This window comes from Pseudovibrio sp. Ad13 (assembly GCF_001623225.1).
Classification (GTDB): Bacteria; Pseudomonadota; Alphaproteobacteria; order Rhizobiales; family Stappiaceae; genus Pseudovibrio.
On the sequence record NZ_LMCC01000003.1, the window covers coordinates 53,294 to 70,780 of the forward strand.

At 52.8% G+C, this 17,487-nt stretch carries 12 protein-coding genes; 4 read left to right on the forward strand and 8 right to left on the reverse strand.

All coding sequences use genetic code 11. The features are described from left to right. Positions 1 to 12: 12 nt before the first annotated feature. Positions 13 to 1,248, reverse strand: coding sequence for an imidazolonepropionase (hutI, locus tag PsAD13_RS04555; protein ID WP_063317419.1), 1,236 nt, complete (start codon positions 1,246 to 1,248; stop codon positions 13 to 15). A gap of 274 nt (positions 1,249 to 1,522) precedes the next feature. Between hutI and PsAD13_RS04560 the strand changes: the two genes are divergently transcribed. Continuing rightward, positions 1,523 to 2,899 carry a formimidoylglutamate deiminase gene (locus tag PsAD13_RS04560; protein ID WP_063317420.1) on the forward strand — a complete coding sequence of 459 codons (1,377 nt, stop codon included), beginning with the start codon at positions 1,523 to 1,525 and terminating at the stop codon, positions 2,897 to 2,899. Positions 2,900 to 2,942: 43 nt separating this feature from the next. Beyond that, positions 2,943 to 3,653, forward strand: coding sequence for a UTRA domain-containing protein (locus PsAD13_RS04565; protein WP_063290945.1), 711 nt, complete (start codon positions 2,943 to 2,945; stop codon positions 3,651 to 3,653). A 6-nt stretch (positions 3,654 to 3,659) separates the two neighbouring features. Here PsAD13_RS04565 and PsAD13_RS04570 read toward each other — a convergent pair whose 3' ends face one another. The 5 genes from PsAD13_RS04570 to PsAD13_RS04590 form a co-directional block, all read right to left on the reverse strand. Further along, entirely contained in the window at positions 3,660 to 4,529 is an 870-nt protein-coding gene (locus PsAD13_RS04570; RefSeq protein ID WP_063317421.1) for an SDR family oxidoreductase, read from the reverse strand. A gap of 328 nt (positions 4,530 to 4,857) precedes the next feature. Then, positions 4,858 to 5,727, reverse strand: a complete 870-nt coding sequence (locus PsAD13_RS04575; protein ID WP_057464094.1) for an ABC transporter permease subunit — start codon at positions 5,725 to 5,727, stop codon at positions 4,858 to 4,860. Positions 5,728 to 5,736: 9 nt separating this feature from the next. Continuing rightward, positions 5,737 to 6,519, reverse strand: coding sequence for an ABC transporter ATP-binding protein (locus tag PsAD13_RS04580; RefSeq protein WP_057464093.1), 783 nt, complete (start codon positions 6,517 to 6,519; stop codon positions 5,737 to 5,739). A gap of 123 nt (positions 6,520 to 6,642) precedes the next feature. Continuing rightward, the gene (locus PsAD13_RS04585) at positions 6,643 to 7,629 is read right to left on the reverse strand and encodes an ABC transporter substrate-binding protein (RefSeq protein WP_063317422.1); all 987 of its coding nucleotides are present in this window, start codon (positions 7,627 to 7,629) and stop codon (positions 6,643 to 6,645) included. A gap of 292 nt (positions 7,630 to 7,921) precedes the next feature. Further along, positions 7,922 to 9,436, reverse strand: coding sequence for a PLP-dependent aminotransferase family protein (locus PsAD13_RS04590; RefSeq protein WP_063309432.1), 1,515 nt, complete (start codon positions 9,434 to 9,436; stop codon positions 7,922 to 7,924). A gap of 171 nt (positions 9,437 to 9,607) precedes the next feature. On the opposite strand from PsAD13_RS04590, the gene PsAD13_RS04595 reads away from it, so the two are divergent. Further along, a complete protein-coding gene (locus PsAD13_RS04595) occupies positions 9,608 to 10,945 on the forward strand; it encodes an aminotransferase class III-fold pyridoxal phosphate-dependent enzyme (protein WP_063317423.1) in 1,338 nt (445 codons plus the stop codon). A gap of 79 nt (positions 10,946 to 11,024) precedes the next feature. Continuing rightward, positions 11,025 to 13,499 carry an FAD-dependent oxidoreductase gene (locus PsAD13_RS04600; RefSeq protein WP_063317424.1) on the forward strand — a complete coding sequence of 825 codons (2,475 nt, stop codon included), beginning with the start codon at positions 11,025 to 11,027 and terminating at the stop codon, positions 13,497 to 13,499. 174 nt (positions 13,500 to 13,673) lie between these two features. Here PsAD13_RS04600 and xsc read toward each other — a convergent pair whose 3' ends face one another. Next, positions 13,674 to 15,452, reverse strand: a complete 1,779-nt coding sequence (xsc, locus tag PsAD13_RS04605; protein WP_063290952.1) for a sulfoacetaldehyde acetyltransferase — start codon at positions 15,450 to 15,452, stop codon at positions 13,674 to 13,676. Between the two features lie 182 nt (positions 15,453 to 15,634). Beyond that, the gene (gene pabB, locus PsAD13_RS04610) at positions 15,635 to 17,440 is read right to left on the reverse strand and encodes an aminodeoxychorismate synthase component I (protein WP_063317425.1); all 1,806 of its coding nucleotides are present in this window, start codon (positions 17,438 to 17,440) and stop codon (positions 15,635 to 15,637) included. Positions 17,441 to 17,487: the final 47 nt, after the last annotated feature.

Below are 17,487 nucleotides of genomic sequence, written 5' to 3' on the forward strand. Positions count from 1 at the left end.
ATGCCTCAGTGCTTAATTTGCTTGTGTTTTTGTGATGTCTTTGCCGAGGAAATACAGGCGGTTCAGTGGGTTGAACCCGATCCGGTAGGCCAGTTCGGCTGGCTCCTTAACATCCCAGATCGCAATGTTTGCCTGCTTGCCTGCTTCCAAAGTCCCGCAAGTCTCCGCTTGCCCCAGTGCTTGGGCTGCATTGCGAGTAATCCCAGCCAGCGCTTCCTGCGGTGTCATGCGGAACAAGGTGCATGCCATGTTCATACACAGCAGAAGTGAGGTGAGGGGAGAGGACCCCGGATTAGCATCTGTCGCCAGAGCAATAGGAACACCGGCATCGCGCAATTCCTGAAGAGGAGGATGTTGAATTTCACGCAGGAAGTAGAATGCGCCCGGCAGCAGAACGGCAACAGTTCCTGCTTCCTTCATGCTCGCAATACCGGCGGCATCCAAATACTCCAGATGATCAGCGGAAAGCGCTTTGTGGCTGGCTGCCATAGCCGTGCCACCAAGATTAGAGAGCTGCTCAGAATGAATTTTAACTGGCAGGCCAAGCTCCTGTGCCCGGTCAAATACGAGGCTGACCTGCTCAGGTGAAAACGCAATCCCTTCACAGAATGCATCAACCGCATCGGCAAGGTTCTCGGCCTGAACAGCAGGGAGCACTTCATCGCAAACAAAGCTGATATAGGCATCACTGCGTCCTTCATACTCAGGCGGCAACGCATGTGCGCCGAGGAAGGTGGTCAGGACCTTGACTGGCCGAAGTTCACCAATCTTGCGGGCAACTCGCAGCATTTTCAGCTCGGTATTTAGATCCAACCCATAACCAGACTTAATCTCCAGAAGTGTCACACCCTCCGCCAGCAATGCATCAACGCGTGGCAATGCATTGGCTAACAGGTCTTCTTCACTGGAAGCGCGCGTAGCAGCAACAGTGGAACGAATACCACCACCGGCGCGGGCAATCTCTTCATAGGCCGCACCATTCAACCGCATCTCAAACTCACGAGCGCGGGAACCGCCATAGACAATATGCGTGTGGCAATCAACGAGAGACGGTGTTGCAAGGCGCCCGCCAAGGTCAGTTTGCGCTGTGCCTTTCCAGTCCTCTGGCAACTCCAGCTCAGGACCAATCCAGCAGATCTTATCGTCTTCAATGGCAATCGCTGCGCAATGGATCAGGCCATAACCATCCGACTGCTCAGAAAGAGTTGCAGCTGTCAGGTTGGTGAGTACGGTTCTCCCGCTTGTCATGGACCCTCCCGAGATTCCACGTGAATTCACTTCAGTAAAAATCTACATGGAAATCGCTTAATGTCTATACATAAAAAATGTGCAATGTGCGTAATTCTTGAGCCAATGCATCTGAGGAGGCTGAATAAATAGCTAAATTCAGCCATTATTATCATTATATGGTGATATCTTAGAAAAATGGTGTGGTTGTGTGAGTTGCATTTATGTATATGCTTATTAATGTAAAAATGATCTGAGCTGATCATCGTTTCACATCAAACCTATTGAGTGAGCAATGAAAACCATCTTTGCAGGGCAGGCTTTACTTCCCACTGGTCTAACTGAAAATGTGCGCTTGCGCTTGGATGACAACGGCACAATCAAAGCCGTTGAGACTGGGGTAAGACCCGAAGGCGAAGAGGTTTCCGGCAAAAGCAGATTGATCTGTCCTGCCCCTGCCAACTTGCATTCACATGCCTTCCAACGCGCAATGGCTGGCATGACAGAAGTGCGCCAAAAGGGAAAAGACAGTTTCTGGACCTGGCGTGAGCTCATGTATCGCTTTTTGGGGCAATTGCGCCCGGAGCAAGCCGAGGCAATCGCAGCGCTGGTCTATATGGAGATGTTAGAGGCTGGCTATGCCAGTGTGGGTGAGTTCCACTACCTCCATCACCAACTGGATGGAAAACCCTACGACACCCTTGCAGAAATGAGCGATCGCATCTTTGCCGCTGCCAGCCAGACAGGCATCGGCCTCACGCATCTGCCGGTGCTCTATTCCTACGGTGGTGCAGGCGAGCAGCCACTCAGTGGCGGTCAGCTGCGGTTCGGCAATGATCTGGATCGTCATCTGCAACTCATTGAGCAAGCGTCGAAAACGCTGGCTGCCACTCTACCCGCTGACTGTCAGGTCGGTATCGCACCACATTCACTGCGGGCAACCAACCCATCTCAATTGCGCGAGATTGCTTCCACGTTTGCAGGCAAGCCTGTTCACATCCACATCTCAGAGCAGATGAAGGAAGTAGAAGCCGTTCAGGAATGGCTGGGCGCACGGCCAATCGAATGGTTATTGAGCAATGTTGATGTGCAAGATAACTGGTGCTTCGTGCATGCAACCCACATGACCACAGAGGAAACCGTGGCCATGGCGAAGGCTGGTGTAGTCGCAGGTCTCTGCCCGATTACGGAGGCGAATCTCGGCGACGGCATCTTTAACGGGCCAACATTCATCGAAGCTGGAGGTGTCTATGGTGTCGGCTCGGACAGTAACCTGCGTATCTCGCTCTCTGAAGAACTGCGCATTCTTGAATACAGCCAACGCCTGCGTGATCAGTCTCGCAATGTCATGTTGTGTGGAGAAGGCTCTGTCGGCACCGCCATGTATCAGGCCTCTGCCAAAGGTGGTGCACAAGCGCTTGGTCGGCGCACTGGTGAGCTGAAGGAAGGCCATCTGGCTGATGTGGTTGCAATCGACACCACTCGCGTTGAGTTTGCAGGCCTGAGACCAGACCAATATCTCGATTATTGGATTTTTGCAGGCGATGACCGTGTCGTGACTGATGTCTGGTCGGCCGGGCGCCACATGGTGAAAGACGGACAGCACATCCACCGTGCAGCTATCACGGCTAAATACAGAGAACAGCTTGCAGTTTTGCTGGAAGCAGCCTAACAACGCCGCAATCAATTCCATATGAAAACGACAGGACAAGCGCTTGCGATCCTATAAGGAAATTAGAGGTATTTTGCAGGAACGGATCACCAGCCAGCAATGGCAGCCAGGTGATTTACTGCCAAGTGAGCAAGCGCTTTCTGAGGAGTTTGGGTGTACCCGATCAACCGTCAACCGCGCGATGCGAGAGCTCGCGGATGCTGGACTGGTCGAACGCCGCCGTAAAGCTGGTACCCGTGTCGTTCAACCGAAATCCCATCCTGCAACCATTTCCATTCCAGTAATCCGGCAAGAAATCGAAAACAAGGATCAGTCTTACAAGTACCTGCTACTGGAGCGCCTGGAAGCCCTGCCGCCGGAAGATGTTCGTGCCCAGCTTGGATTGGAGCAAAACGAGAAAGCTCTTTTTCTGAAAAGCTTGCATTATGGTGATGGCATTCCGCAGCAACTTGACGTGCGCTGGATCAACATTTCTGCATTACCTGAAGCCTCACAGGAGAGTTTTGCTGATATCGGCCCAAATGAATGGCTGCTACAACGCGTCCCACACCCAAACATTGAGCACGTCTTCCGGGCCGACAAAGCTACAGCTGAGGAGCAACGGCTCCTGCAGCTGCAAGAGTGTGAGCCTGTTTTCACGATTGAGCGTCGCACATGGATTTCAGGGCAGGGCATAACTTACGTGCGTCTTGTGCACCCAGGCAGCCGTTACCGTATGGCAACACGCAGTTCAGCAACCCCCACCTTCAACTAGCGAGATCTAGCCAGTATTTTGCTTTTCCTTTTGCTCCAGTTGGGCGAAGTGATCTTCCAGCCGGATTTTGCCATAGCACTTTCCAATCATGTCCATCCGCATGGCACTCAGGAAAAACTGGGTCGGCCCATAAGTTTTCACGGATGTGAACGTCTCCAGCACCCGCTGTAGTGCGATGCTGATCCAATTGGGGAGATGCGTGATCCTGGCTTTCTTGCTCAAGCTCCTAAAGGCGATCTCAGCCAACTCGTTGTGGGTGTACTTCACCGGACCACCAACCTCGGCGTAGGCTTGCCCTTCTTCGATAATCTCAAAGCAAGCTGCGGCGAGGTCAGCCCCGTGGATCGGATTGATGCGAAAGTCTCCTGAACCAAACATGTAAACCCGGCCAGATTTCGCCATGCCCCGGAACTCCTCAATATCGGAGAAGAACCCGCTTGGAGAAATAACTGTGCTTTTGATTGGTGCCGTCTGAAGCACCTCAACAAAGTGCTGTTTGGCGCGTACGAGTTTCACATTCAGCAGTTTACTCGCGTTCAGCACATGGACATACGCAAAATGAGGGACGCTGTTCTCCACTGCGAGATCAAGCAGGTTCTTGTTGGCCTGATAATCCACGTCGTTGTAACTTAAGCCGTCTTTCTGGCGGGTAATACCAAGCGCAGAGACGACAAGGTCAACATCATCCATCAGCCCGATCAAGCTGTTTGGCTGAGTAACTTCCCCCTCAAAAACCTCACTGGCTTCAAGGCCTTTCGTGCGGGCTGCTTGCTCATTGCGCACAAGAGTACGAACGCACCAGCCCTGCCGCTGATAATAGGAGGTGAGATAAGAACCCAGATAGCCGGTTGCGCCTGCAATTACGACGGTCTTCATGACAATTCCTCAAACGATCAGGTGCCGCAAAAGGTCTGCTGCCAATGAAAATACGAGGCGCCGAGTACCTTTTGGGTATTCCGCCCCGGAAGTGCTTGCGTCGAGTAATGGCTCTTCAAAGGCGGGAGGTCTCTAAGTTTGTAGGGGATGAGGTCGCGCAGAAATTTGCTCAAGCAACGCTTATTCCCACTTTCAAAAATGAGAGCTTCCGCGGATAAAATCAACTGCTATTTGTGCATAGTCAAGGTTTCAGGACAAAGTGGATAAACAAAAAAGGGAAGAGCCTTTCAGCTCTCCCCTTCTGGTCTTGAGTGGCCTCTTGTTGCAATCAGCCTTTGCCTTGCCATGGAATGAGCAAGCGCTCCAAATACCGCATACCAAGTTCAATGGTGTACCCAATAAGCCCGATGACCATGATCCCGATCACCACCGTATCTGTTTGCAAAAAGTTCTTTGCAATCATGATCATGGAACCGACGCCCTTATCAGCTGCCACCAGCTCTGCAGCAACAACAGTGCCCCAGCAAACACCCATGGCTGTTCTGAGGCCGGTGAAAATCTCCGGCAGTGCATTTGGCAAAATCACATGAAACAGGATCTGTGTGCGAGATGCTCCAAGTGAATAAGCAGCATGCACCTTGGTGATCTTGACGCTGTTCACGCCAGACCGTGCTGCAATAGTCATGATAAACAAGGACGCTAGGAACAGCAGGAAGATCTTTGCGGTCTCATCAATACCAAACCACAGGATAATCAGTGGTATCAGAGCAAGCGGCGGAATTGGGCGCATGAACTCCACGATTGGATCGAATAATCCACGCGCAATTGAGGATAGGCCCATGGCCAACCCAAGAGGAATGCCAACAAGTGCACCTAACAGTACGCCGCCAAGGACACGGAACACTGAGATGCCGATGTGGTCCCAGAAGGCGACATTACGGAACCCTTCAGAAAGCAGCTTGCCCATCCGGGTGAGAGTTGCATTGACAGACGGCCAGTAGAAGCTCTCCAGCATGCCGAGGGCGCTGGCAATCCCCCAGGCAGATAGTAAAATGACAACAGTCAGGATCGAATAAAACCGACCTGAATTAACCGCGCTGGCATCGCCAAAGCGAACGGTCTTCTGCTGCGTGAAAACATTGTCTTTAAGCCCTAGCCAGACGGAGACTCCTGAAGGCGGTGTATGGTGTTTGCTCATGTTGGCCTCCTATGCTGGTTCAAGTGCTTGGTCGTTGCCCATAATCTCTTCTTCCATGCCCCAAATAAGGGACAGGACTTCCTCACGCGTCTCCACAAACTCATGGGAAGCTTTGATCTGGCGTGGGCTCTCCACCAATCCGCGGTCCGCAAACGGCAGTTCGTACTCACGTAAAATACGGCCTGGGCGAGGGGCCATCACAATAAGCCGCTCCCCAAGGAACAAGGCTTCTTCAACAGAGTGTGTGATGAGAATGATGGTTTTGCGGGTCTCTTTCCAAAGCTTCAGCACAAGGCTCTGCATTTTCTCGCGAGTCAAAGCATCCAGCGCACCAAGAGGCTCATCCATCAGGATCACTTCCGGATCGTTAGCAAGGCAACGGGCTAAAGCGACGCGTTGCTGCATGCCACCGGAGAGCTGATAGACTGGCTTTTTGCCAAAATCCTGCAAGCCGACAATCTGCAAAAGCTCGTCCACTTTGCGTTTGGTCTCCGCTGCAGGCCGCCCCGCCATTTTCGGTCCGAATGCGATGTTTTTTTCAACCGTCATCCATTCAAACAAGGCGCCCTGCTGAAACACCATTCCGCGGTCAGAGCCGGGACCTGTCACATCCACATTCTCTCGGATGATTTTACCGGAGGTGGGGCGAAGAAAGCCTGCAATGATGTTGAGAAGAGTAGTTTTACCGCATCCCGATGGACCAAGAACGGAGACGATTTCACCGTCCTTCACATTCAAATTGACGTTGTTGAGAGCATGGACTTGATCACCGTTGGGAAGGGTGAACACCATAGAGATATTGTCGGCAACTATTCCACTCAAAGCGCTTCTCCCGGTTCTTTGGAAAATGCCTGGTTCGCCCGGTCTTTTTATTGGAAGAATGGCGGGACATTGCCCGCCATTTTCAAAAGTCTTTTATTTAAGATAACTGGCGTCGACGAACTGGGAATAATCATCCAGTGCTTCATCAAGTCCACCAGCAGAAACCATGACATCCGCCACGCCTTTTGCTGCAGCCTGAATGCCACCGCCGAGCCAGTTCTCACTCAACTGCTCTTCACTGCTTGGAAATCCAAAGTTCGCGATCATCCTCTTCGCAGGCTCAATGTCCATACCCGCAGCACGCGCAATCTTGTCGTACATGGCGTTAGGGTCTGTGTTGTAAGCTGTGTTGGCCTGATTGGTGACCTCCATGAACTTCTTCACCAGATCAGGATGTTCAGCAGCAAAGTCGCTGGTCACGTTCACCACATCAAAGGTATTGATGCCAACGGCCTCCTGCTCTGCACCAGTCATCAGCGGAGTGCCAACCGTTTTCATCCGGTCGAGCGCACCACCAAAGGCGCAGCCCATCGCCACATCACCGCGCACAACAGCAACAGCCGCATCAGCAGGGTTCATCTGCACAAGGTTCACCTTGTTGATATCAACGCCCAGATGGTCCAGCGTGCGGATCAGCTTGTAATGGGTGACGTTGCCAATCGGAGTGGCAACCTTCTTGCCTTCCAACTCCTTGGCATTTGCCTTGGTAATACCGGTGTCATTGCGCACAATGCAAAGGTCGTTCTCAGCATAAGTCACGGCGACGCCGACAAGTTTGATTGGAGCACCGGAGGAAACACCAACAACGAAAGGCACGAACCCATTGCTGTACGCAATTTGCACATCGCCGGAAACCATGGCCTGAACCATCTCGTTTCCGTTGCCAAACGCCCGCCACTCAACTTCCAGACCCAGCGCTTCGTCGTAGGTCTTGTCAATCTGGGCTGCTTGGTTCGCGGTGGGCCATTCCAGAAAATAGGCTACGGTGATTTTATCAAGCGCGTGAGCAGAGCTCATACCAAGGCTCGCGGCCATGCCTGCTGCAAGAGCCAGTTTTCCTGCAAGCTTCTTCAATGCCATCTCTATTCCCCCTCTGCGGTGCTAAGTTCTTATTCCCTCGTTATTTTTACGCGTTCCCTATTCTTGGGACTTCCTTAAACCTAAGCTTTCAGCAATTGAGGACACTATGAAACCGCAGGTCCCGGTAGTGCCAGTTGGTGAAACCCGATGGAACCAGACAGTATTTATCGATCCGCATTCATTTATAAGTGCCCAATCTGCCAATATTATTCTCTATATCTCTGCGGAAGATTAGGTTGGAGCTTCTCAATAACAGTGATTCTTCTGTATAAATAAACGAAGAATCCTATGTTCATGCTGATGTATATGAGCAATCGCTACTTTTTGTGCTGCGTCGCAGCAATTTATCTGCGGTCTCCGATAGTAATTCTATGCCCTTTGGAATTTTATCGGCGTGGATTGAAGAAAAGCCAAGGCGGAAATAGTTTTTACCTTGGTTCGCATCTGCAAAGAACACGTTCCCCGGTTCAATCAGGACACCCTGCTTCAGCGCCTCTTGGGCAAGAACCGTTGCATCCAGTTCAGGTGGCCCGCTCACCCAGAAGGATGATCCACCAAACGCAGAAACCTGCGCCCAGCCGGGAAAGTGCGTTTCCATAGCTTCGCTCAGCGCATTCCAGCGGCTTGAATAGGCATGGTGCAGCTTACTGATCAGCGCGTCCTGTGAGCCCTGTGCTAGAAACAGCGCAACACTGCGCTGGTTGTTGCCCGGCGGATGGCGGAGCATCAGCCGCCGCATGGCGCGGATTTCCTTGATCACCGGCTTCGGTGCCACAATAAACCCAATCCTCAACCCCGGCATGATGGATTTGGAAAGGCTACCCACATAAAGCACCCGTCCGGATGCATCGACTGACCGCAAAGCGGCGGTGGGTTGCCCGCGATAGTTGGTCTCGTACTCGTAATCATCTTCAATTATCAGAGCGTCGGACTGTGCCGCCCATTCCAGCACCTCGCGACGCCGTTTCATCGTCATCGTGGTGTTGGTGGGGAACTGATGGCTCGGCGTCACATACACCAGCTTTGCATCCCCAAGCATGTCGGCCCGTATGCCTTCCTCATCCACAGGAATGGCCCTAATGTCGGAGCTCCTGAGTCGCATGATGTTTCGCACATCAGGATATCCGGGGTCTTCCACTGCAACAGGTGTATCCGGTTTCACAAACAAATGCGCGATCAGAAACAGAGCATTCTGCGCCCCCATCGTCACCAGAATCTCATCAGATTCGGCAATTACACCGCGCCGGATCAAGATGCGCCGCTGGATCTGCTCAATCAGCATCGGATCATCAGCCGTAAAGCGGTCATCCGTCCAGGCATCCAGCCATTTGATGCTCATTGTCTGACGCACACAATCCCGCCATGCACTGATGGGAAACAGCGTTGGGTCCACCTGACCGTAGATGAACGGGTAGGGATAGCTGTGCCAATTCTCGGTCTTCAAAATATTGAATTGAGTGGACGGTGTAAGCCGTAACTTGGAAGCCCAATCCACACGATCACCGGGAACTTGCTCCTTGGGCTGGACCCGATCAGGCAGCTGTCCCAGATTCTCAATCACCTCTGGCGACACATAAAAGCCGGATCGTTCACGGGTGATCAGATACCCATCCGCCGCCAGTGCCTGATAGGCCAGCATGACCGTGTTGCGCGAAACACTCAACCGTTTCGCCAACGCACGCGTTGAAGGAACAGGTGTGTTTTCAGCAAGTTGGCCGGAAAGAATAGCAGAGACGAGCATCTCCCTGATCTGGCTTTGCAGCGTCGTACTGTCATCCCGGTCAACGGAAAACAAGCTGTATCTCATGGCTGGCCCCTCCCTCCAAATCACGAGTGAAGTCTCAGCATGAGTTCATCTGGCTCTATGGTCAAGAACAACTGGACCTATCTGACCTATTATTTCGGCGACAAGATATTTCTCACAGTACCTCTGGGGAACTGTTGGCGAATAACTCAGTGTTCTAGGAGAAAGATCGAGATGAGTGTCCTTGCAGAGCCGATTGAACAAGCGAAAACCAATTCTCTTGAGCAACACTGGATGCCGTTTTCCGCAAACAAAGAATTTAAAAGCGCACCACGTCTCATCACCCGTTCAGAGGGAATGTACCTTTGGAATCAGAACGGTGACAGATTGGTCGATGGCTCTTCCGGGCTGTTTAATGTACCTGCAGGCCATGCGCGCAAGTCGATTGCGGATGCAGTTCATGCTCAAATGATGCAGAACGGATACACAGCGCCCTTCCAGCTGGGCCAGCCGACATCCTTTGAGTTTGCGGCAAAACTCACAAAAATTATGCCAGAGCCCTTCAATCACGTGTTCTTTGTGAATTCAGGATCGGAGGCCATCGATACCGCGCTGAAAATGGTCATGGCATATCATCGTGCAAACGGTGATGCACAGCGCACTCGCTTTGTCTCCCGTGAGCGGGCATACCACGGCGTGAATATGGGCGGTGTCTCTTTGGCTGGTATGGTCAAAAACCGCGAAACTTTCCCGGTTGTCATGCCAAACATTGTTATGATGCGTCATACATGGAACGAGGAAAACGCTTTCACAAGAGGCCAGCCGGAAACCGGTGTGGAACTGGCAAATGATCTGCAGCGCTTCTGTGAGACCTACGGCGGCTCCACAATCGCCGCTGTGTTCATTGAGCCTGTTGCAGGCTCCACTGGCACGCTCGTCCCGCCAAAAGGCTATCTGGAGCGTGTGCGCCAGATCTGTGATGAACATGGTATCTTGCTGGTGTTTGATGAAGTGATCACTGGCTTCGGACGTCTCGGCAAACCGTTTGCAGTGGATGCGTTCAACGTGATGCCAGACATCATTACATTGGCAAAAGCACTCACCAACGGAGCAATCCCGATGGGTGCCGTTGCAGCCTCAGATCAGGTTTATGAAACGATCACGGAAGCAGCGCCAGAAAATGCCATCGAGTTCTTCCATGGCTACACATATTCGGCACACCCGGCAGCCTGTGCAGCAGGTTTGGCGACGCTTAAAATTTACGAGGAAGAAGGCCTGTTCGAACGAGCAGCTGAGCTGAGCGATTACTTCCTTGATGCAATCTGGTCCCTGCAGGATATCCCGATTGTGAAGGATATCCGAGGCTACGGGCTTATGGGCGGTGTAGAGGTTCACCCGCTTCCCGGCAAACCCGGCATCCGCGGCAACGAGATGCAAAAGCGATTGTTCTGGAACGGCTGTCACGCCAAATGGACGGGGGACACAGCCATCCTGGCGCCAGCGTTTATTGCAGAGCGAAGTCACGTCGATGAGATCGTGGATGCAATGAGGAAAACGCTCATAGCTGAATAGATCGAAGAAAGTATTGTTTTGAGAAGAGCACATTTGTGCTCTTCTTTTGTTTTTCAAATTGGTTGAGGGGAGGCGATCAATGACGAAGTCTATTCCGCAAAATGCGCGTGTCGTGATCATTGGTGGCGGTATTGCCGGGTGTTCAGTTGCATATCATTTGGCAAAGCTTGGCTGGCAGGACATCTTGCTGCTAGAGCGCAAGCAGCTCACCTGCGGCACCACCTGGCACGCAGCAGGGTTGATCGCCCAATTACGCGCATCCAAAAACATGACGCGCCTCGCCAAATACTCGCAGGAGCTCTATGGCGAGCTGGAAGCTGAAACCGAAATCGCGACAGGTTTCCGCCGCAACGGATCAATCACAGTTGCTTTAACCGAAGAACGCCGCAGTGAAATCCTACGCTCAGCCGCAATGGCGCGGGCGTTTGGGGTGGAAGTGGAAGAGATCACCACCTCAGAACTTTTGGACCGCTACCCCTATGTAAACGCGCAGGATGTTACAGCAGCCGTCTACCTGCCAAAGGATGGGCAGGGCGACCCGGGCAACATCGCGCTTGCTCTTGCCAAAGGCGCCCGTCAACGCGGAGCACAGGTGTTTGAAGGTGTCAAAGTCACAGGCATCGCTAAGAAAAATGGAGCGGTCTCGGGTGTCTCTTGGCAGCGAGATGGCAGTGATGAGCAAGGTCACATCGCAGCTGACTATGTGGTCAATTGCGCTGGTATGTGGGCGCATCAACTGGGCAAAATGGCTGGCGTCAACGTGCCGTTACATGCCTGTGAGCATTTCTATATGGTCACAGATAACATCGCTGGCCTCCCACAACTCCCCACGCTGCGCGTGCCGGATGAATGTGCCTACTACAAGGAAGATGCCGGCAAAATCTTACTGGGCGCGTTTGAGCCAACCGCCAAGCCATGGGGCATGCAGGGCATTTCGGATGATTTCTGTTTTGACCAGTTGCCAGAAGATATCGAGCACTTCGAGCCCATCCTGGAACAAGCGGTCAACCGTTTCCCCGAGCTGGCCGTAACAGGCATTCACACCTTCTTCAACGGCCCTGAAAGCTTCACGCCGGATGATGCCTATCATCTGGGCGAAGCGCCGGAACTCAAGAACTTCTTTGTCTGTGCTGGCTTCAACTCCATCGGTATTCAATCCGCTGGTGGCGCAGGCATGGCGCTCGCCCATTGGATGGAGCATGGCCATCCACCCTTTGATATTTCCGATGTTGATATCAGGCGTATGCAGCCTTTCATGGGCAACAAAACGTTCCTCTATCAGCGCTCGAAAGAGACGCTCGGCCTTCTCTATGCCGATCACTTCCCCTTCCGCCAGAAAGCCACGGCACGCGGCGTCCGTCGCTCTCCGCTTCATGAGCATCTCAAACAAGCTGGCGCAGCGTTTGGTGAAGTTGCAGGTTGGGAGCGCGCCAACTGGTTTGCCGATCAAGGGCAAGACCCGGCCTACGAATACTCTTGGAAGCGCCAAAACTGGTTTGAGAACTCCAGGCGTGAGCACCTCGCCATCCGCAACAATGTCGGCCTCTATGACATGTCCTCTTTCGGCAAAATCCGCGTTGAAGGCCCGGATGCGGAAAGCCTGCTCAATCATATATGCGGCGGAGACATGTCTGTGCCTGTCGGCAAAATTGTCTACACGCAGTTCCTCAATGAACGTGGTGGTATTGAAGCCGATCTCACCGTGACGCGCCTCTCAGAGACTGCTTATCTACTCGTAACTCCAGCAGCCACTGTTATCCGGGAACTCAGCTGGCTCAATAAGCACAAGGCTGGCGCTAATGTGGTCATCACCGACATTACAGCAGGTGAAGCCACATTGGTGGTGATGGGGCCAAACTCAAGAGAGCTGCTCTCCAAAGTCTCCAATCACGATTGGTCCAACGAGAACCATCCATTCGGAACCATGCAGGAGATCGAGCTCGGCATGGGTCTGGCCCGAGCCCATCGTGTGTCCTATGTGGGAGAACTGGGCTGGGAGCTCTATGTCTCAACCGACATGGCCGCTCATGCCTATGAGACACTCGTGGAAGCAGGCGCTGATATCGACCTGAAACTCTGCGGTCTCCACGCAATGGATTCCCTGCGCATCGAAAAAGGCTTCCGACATTTCGGTCACGATATCACCGAGGAAGATCACGTCGTGGAAGCTGGCCTCGGCTTTGCTGTCAGCACCAAGAAACCATCCTTCATCGGCAGAGACGCGGTCTTACGGAAGAAGGAAGAGGGCCTCTCATCCCGCATGCTGCAGTTCAAGCTGAAAGATTCAGAACCGCTTCTGCATCACAACGAACCAGTCCTGCGTGATGGTGAGATCGTCGGTTACCTCACCTCCGGCAACTACGGCCACACTCTGGGCGGTGCCATTGGCCTTGGCTACGTGCCATGCAAAGGCGAAACAATCAAAGACATGCTCGCCTCCAGCTACCAGATCGACGTAGAAGGCACCCTGTGCGATGCCGAAGCATCTTTCAAGCCAATGTACGACCCCAAAAGCCTCGGTATGCGGGGACTGAAGGAAGTAGAAGACGCATAACTTAAGCGAGCACCTCGCGCTGTGTGCGAGGTGTTAATCTAATCTGGTGTTTGTGACGCCATATCCCTAATCAACAAACGCTTTAAAAGAAAAAAGCCCGGGCAGCTTTGCACTGCGCGGGCTTTAAGGTTCATGCCCCTCTCAGAGGAGGCGAGACGGGCACTGCTGGGGGACTTACGCGAGTTCTTGTTCGCGCATATCTTCCGCGTTGATGCCAGCGACAGCAACAGGCGCTTTCATGGCGTCTCTGCGGAAAGGCTCACCAAGTTCCTGGTTGAGGATCACCTCAATGAATGTAGTCTCGTTACGCTCCATCTGGCCTTCAATGGCGTCATTCAGGGTCTTGGTCAGCTCATCGGTGCCGAACACCTGAATGCCCTTCAGACCGCAAGCCTCTGCAATCTTGGCGTATTGCACTTCCAGATTAAGCTCGGTGCCAACGAAATTATCATCGTACCACAGTGTCGTGTTGCGCTTCTCCGCACCCCACTGATAGTTGCGGAAGATCACCATGGTGATGGGTGGCCAGTCATCACGACCACAAGCAGTCATCTCGTTCATGGAGATACCAAAGGCACCGTCACCGGCAAATCCAACTACTGGCACGTCAGGACGCCCAATCTTCGCGCCCAAAATGGCAGGCAAACCGTAGCCGCAAGGCCCGAACAAACCCGGAGCAAGATACTTCCGTCCCTCATCAAAACTCGGATAAGCATTGCCAATGGCGCAGTTGTTGCCAATGTCAGAGGAGATGATCGCCTCTTTCGGAAGTGCCGCCTGAATAGCCCGCCATGCCATGCGTGGAGACATTTTCTGAGGTTCGCGAGTACGGGCGCGCTCGTTCCAGCTTGTGCCCGGATCATCATCCTCGTGATCCATGGAAGAGAGCTCCTGCAACCAGGCTGATTTTGCATGGTGCACCAGTGCTTCCCGGTCTTCACGCCCTTCATTACCTGCGTGATCCGCCAGTTCTTCAAGGATCTGCTCCGCCACAGCACGAGCATCTCCTTGAATGCCGACACTTACCTTCTTGGTCAGCCCGATCCGGTCAGAATTGATGTCCACCTGAATGACCTTGGCGTCCTTCGGCCAGTAATCCATGTCGTAGCAAGGCAGGGTAGAAAACGGATTGAGCCGCGTCCCAAGAGCCAGCACCACGTCCGCTTTCGAGATCATTTCCATACCCGCTTTTGAGCCGTTATAGCCAAGCGGACCGACGGAAAGCGGGTGATTGCCGGGGAATGCATCATTGTGCTGATAGCCACAACAGACCGGTGCGCTCAGCTTCTCCGCCAAAACAGCAGACGCCTGAATAGCGCCACTCAACACAACACCCGCACCGTTCAAAATGACAGGGAACTTTGCATCAGACAGCAGCTCAGCAGCCTTCTTGATGGACTGCACACCACCACGCGGCTTTTCCATGCGCACGATCTGCGGCAGCTCGATGTCGATCACCTGTGTCCAGAAATCACGCGGTATGTTGATCTGGGCCGGAGCGCACCCACGCCAGGCTTTCTCAATCACACGGTTCAGCACTTCCGCAATACGGGAAGGATCACGAACCTCTTCCTGATAGCAAACCATATCTTCAAACAGAGCCATCTGCTCTATTTCCTGAAAGCCACCTTGTCCGATGGTCTTGTTGGCTGCCTGCGGGGTAACAAGCAGCAGGGGTGTATGGTTCCAGTAGGCTGTCTTGATCGGTGTTACAAAATTGGTAATGCCTGGACCGTTCTGAGCAATCGCCATGCTCATCTTACCGGTTGCGCGGGAGTATCCATCCGCGCTCATGCCTGCGTTACACTCGTGGGCGCAATCCCAAAACTTGACACCTGCGGCAGGAAAGAGATCCGAAACTGGCATCATGGCAGAACCGATAATGCCAAAGGCGTTATCAATTCCGTGCATCTGAAGCACTTTTACAAAGGCCTCTTCGGTCGTCATTTTCATGGCACAAGTCCTCCCCATCACGTCACAGGCACGGCTGTGATCTGCACATTCTGATATGCAGTCAAACCTAGCCTGAGCCAGCGGAGGGGTTTAGGGCCAGATTCCGCTATAGCATTGGTCAGTTGTGTAGAAGGTATTGAAGATGCAACGGAATGCCACCGCCCATGTCAAGCAGAGAAGCGCTAGCTTACATCAACGCTAACGGAAACGAGGCTGGCATTCATCAATCCTCGCAGGGAGTTACCAACATAGACAGCATCTGCTGAGCGCAAATCATGCACAATCAGATCCGCTTCCTCTGCATATCCATGTTCCAGCAAACCAGCGCGGAAAACTCCCGGCAATAACCCATGCGTAAGAGCAGGGGTAAGCAACTTGCCGTCCTTGCGGATAAACAGATTGGTGAAGCTGCCTTCTGTCAGATATCCAGCTTCATTGAGGAAAATGACCTCGGAACATCCATAGTTAGCAGCATACTCTGCGCGGGTTTGATCGTAAAATCCGCGCTGGCTGGTTTTGTGGAACAGGAACCGGTCCTGTGAATGCACGCGCTCGTCTGCAAGGCAGATCCGCCAATCATAACCGCTTTCTGCCGGCATTTCCTGTGCCGTCAGCATGAACTGTCCGTCTTCATAAAGGTCAAGCCGAACCCGCATATCGCGATCAAACACCGCTGCATGGTCTGAAAGCACGCTCAACGCCTGATCCAGATTCCAGTTGAAACCGAAGTAAGATGCGCTGTCGGCCATCCGTTGCAAATGACGTTCCAGCAACGTGTAGCCTTCGTCAGGTGTCCAGCCCATAGTTTCAAACAAGGTGAAACGCTCTTCTGACGCCTTCAGGAAGTTCAGTTTCAGCAGACATTCATCATATTCAGGTGACGCACCGGAATCGAACACAACACCCGAGCCTGTCCCCATTTCAGCAGCGCCATCCTCGTCAATCACCAGAGTGCGGATCGCCACATTGAACGTGAAATCGCCATTGGGCTCAATCATTCCAATGGAGCCGGTGTAGATCCCGCGCGGGCTCTTTTCCAGCTCATCAATGATCTCCATAGCCCAAAGCTTCGGCGCTCCGGTGATGGAACCACATGGAAACAGCTCTTCAATAATCTCGGGCAGTTCAGCTCCATCCACCAGCTCGCCAGTGGTGGTAGAGGTCATCTGGAACAGGCTACGGTATTGCTCAACCTCACAGTGAGACGGAACACAAACACTGCCTGCTTTGGTGATGCGAGAGAGGTCATTGCGCATCAGATCAAGGATCATAGTGTTCTCGGCGCGTGATTTCACATCACTTTGCAGCCAATCCCGTACACGCGCATCTTCTTCGCTCGTGCGCCCACGTTGAGCTGTGCCCTTCATCGGGCGTGTCGTCAGTTGCTTGCCCTTGCGCTCCAAAAACAGTTCCGGAGAAATTGAGAGAACCTTCTGGTCACCCAGATGCAAAAGGGCAGCATACCCAACCGGTTGCTGGAACAGCAGATTGTCAAACAAGGCAGCTGCGCTTCCAGTCTGCTCAAGCTCTGCACGCATGGTCAGGTTGATCTGGTAGATGTCACCTTGTGCCAGATGCTGCTGTGTTTTGGCAAAAGCGCTCTCATAGTCGCCTTTGCTCATATCAAACTGGTTGATGTGAATGGAAGGGGCGGCTTCATTGCCTGCAGCCTCAACCAACCATTGGGCTTCTTCATCTCGGGTCAAAAGCTGAGGTGCATCGTAGACGCCAAACCAAGCAAGAGGCACATTGCCTGTGCCCTTAAAACGCTGCTTCAGCTTCTCTTCAAACGCAAAGCCAAATTCGTAGGAAAAGAAGCCAGCCAGATGGTGGCCCGCTTTGCGCTCTTGTTCCAGTTGCTGAAGAAACTGAGGGACCTCAGAGAGAGTTTGGCAGGTCAGCACGCGCTTTGGAGCTTGGAAGAGACGCGCAGGCTCATGGCTAAGCCTGTCGACAAAAAGTACTGTTCCAAACGCAAACTGCGCCATACCTGTCCATTCTTATTTGGGTTACCCTTATTAAGAATGCTCAATAC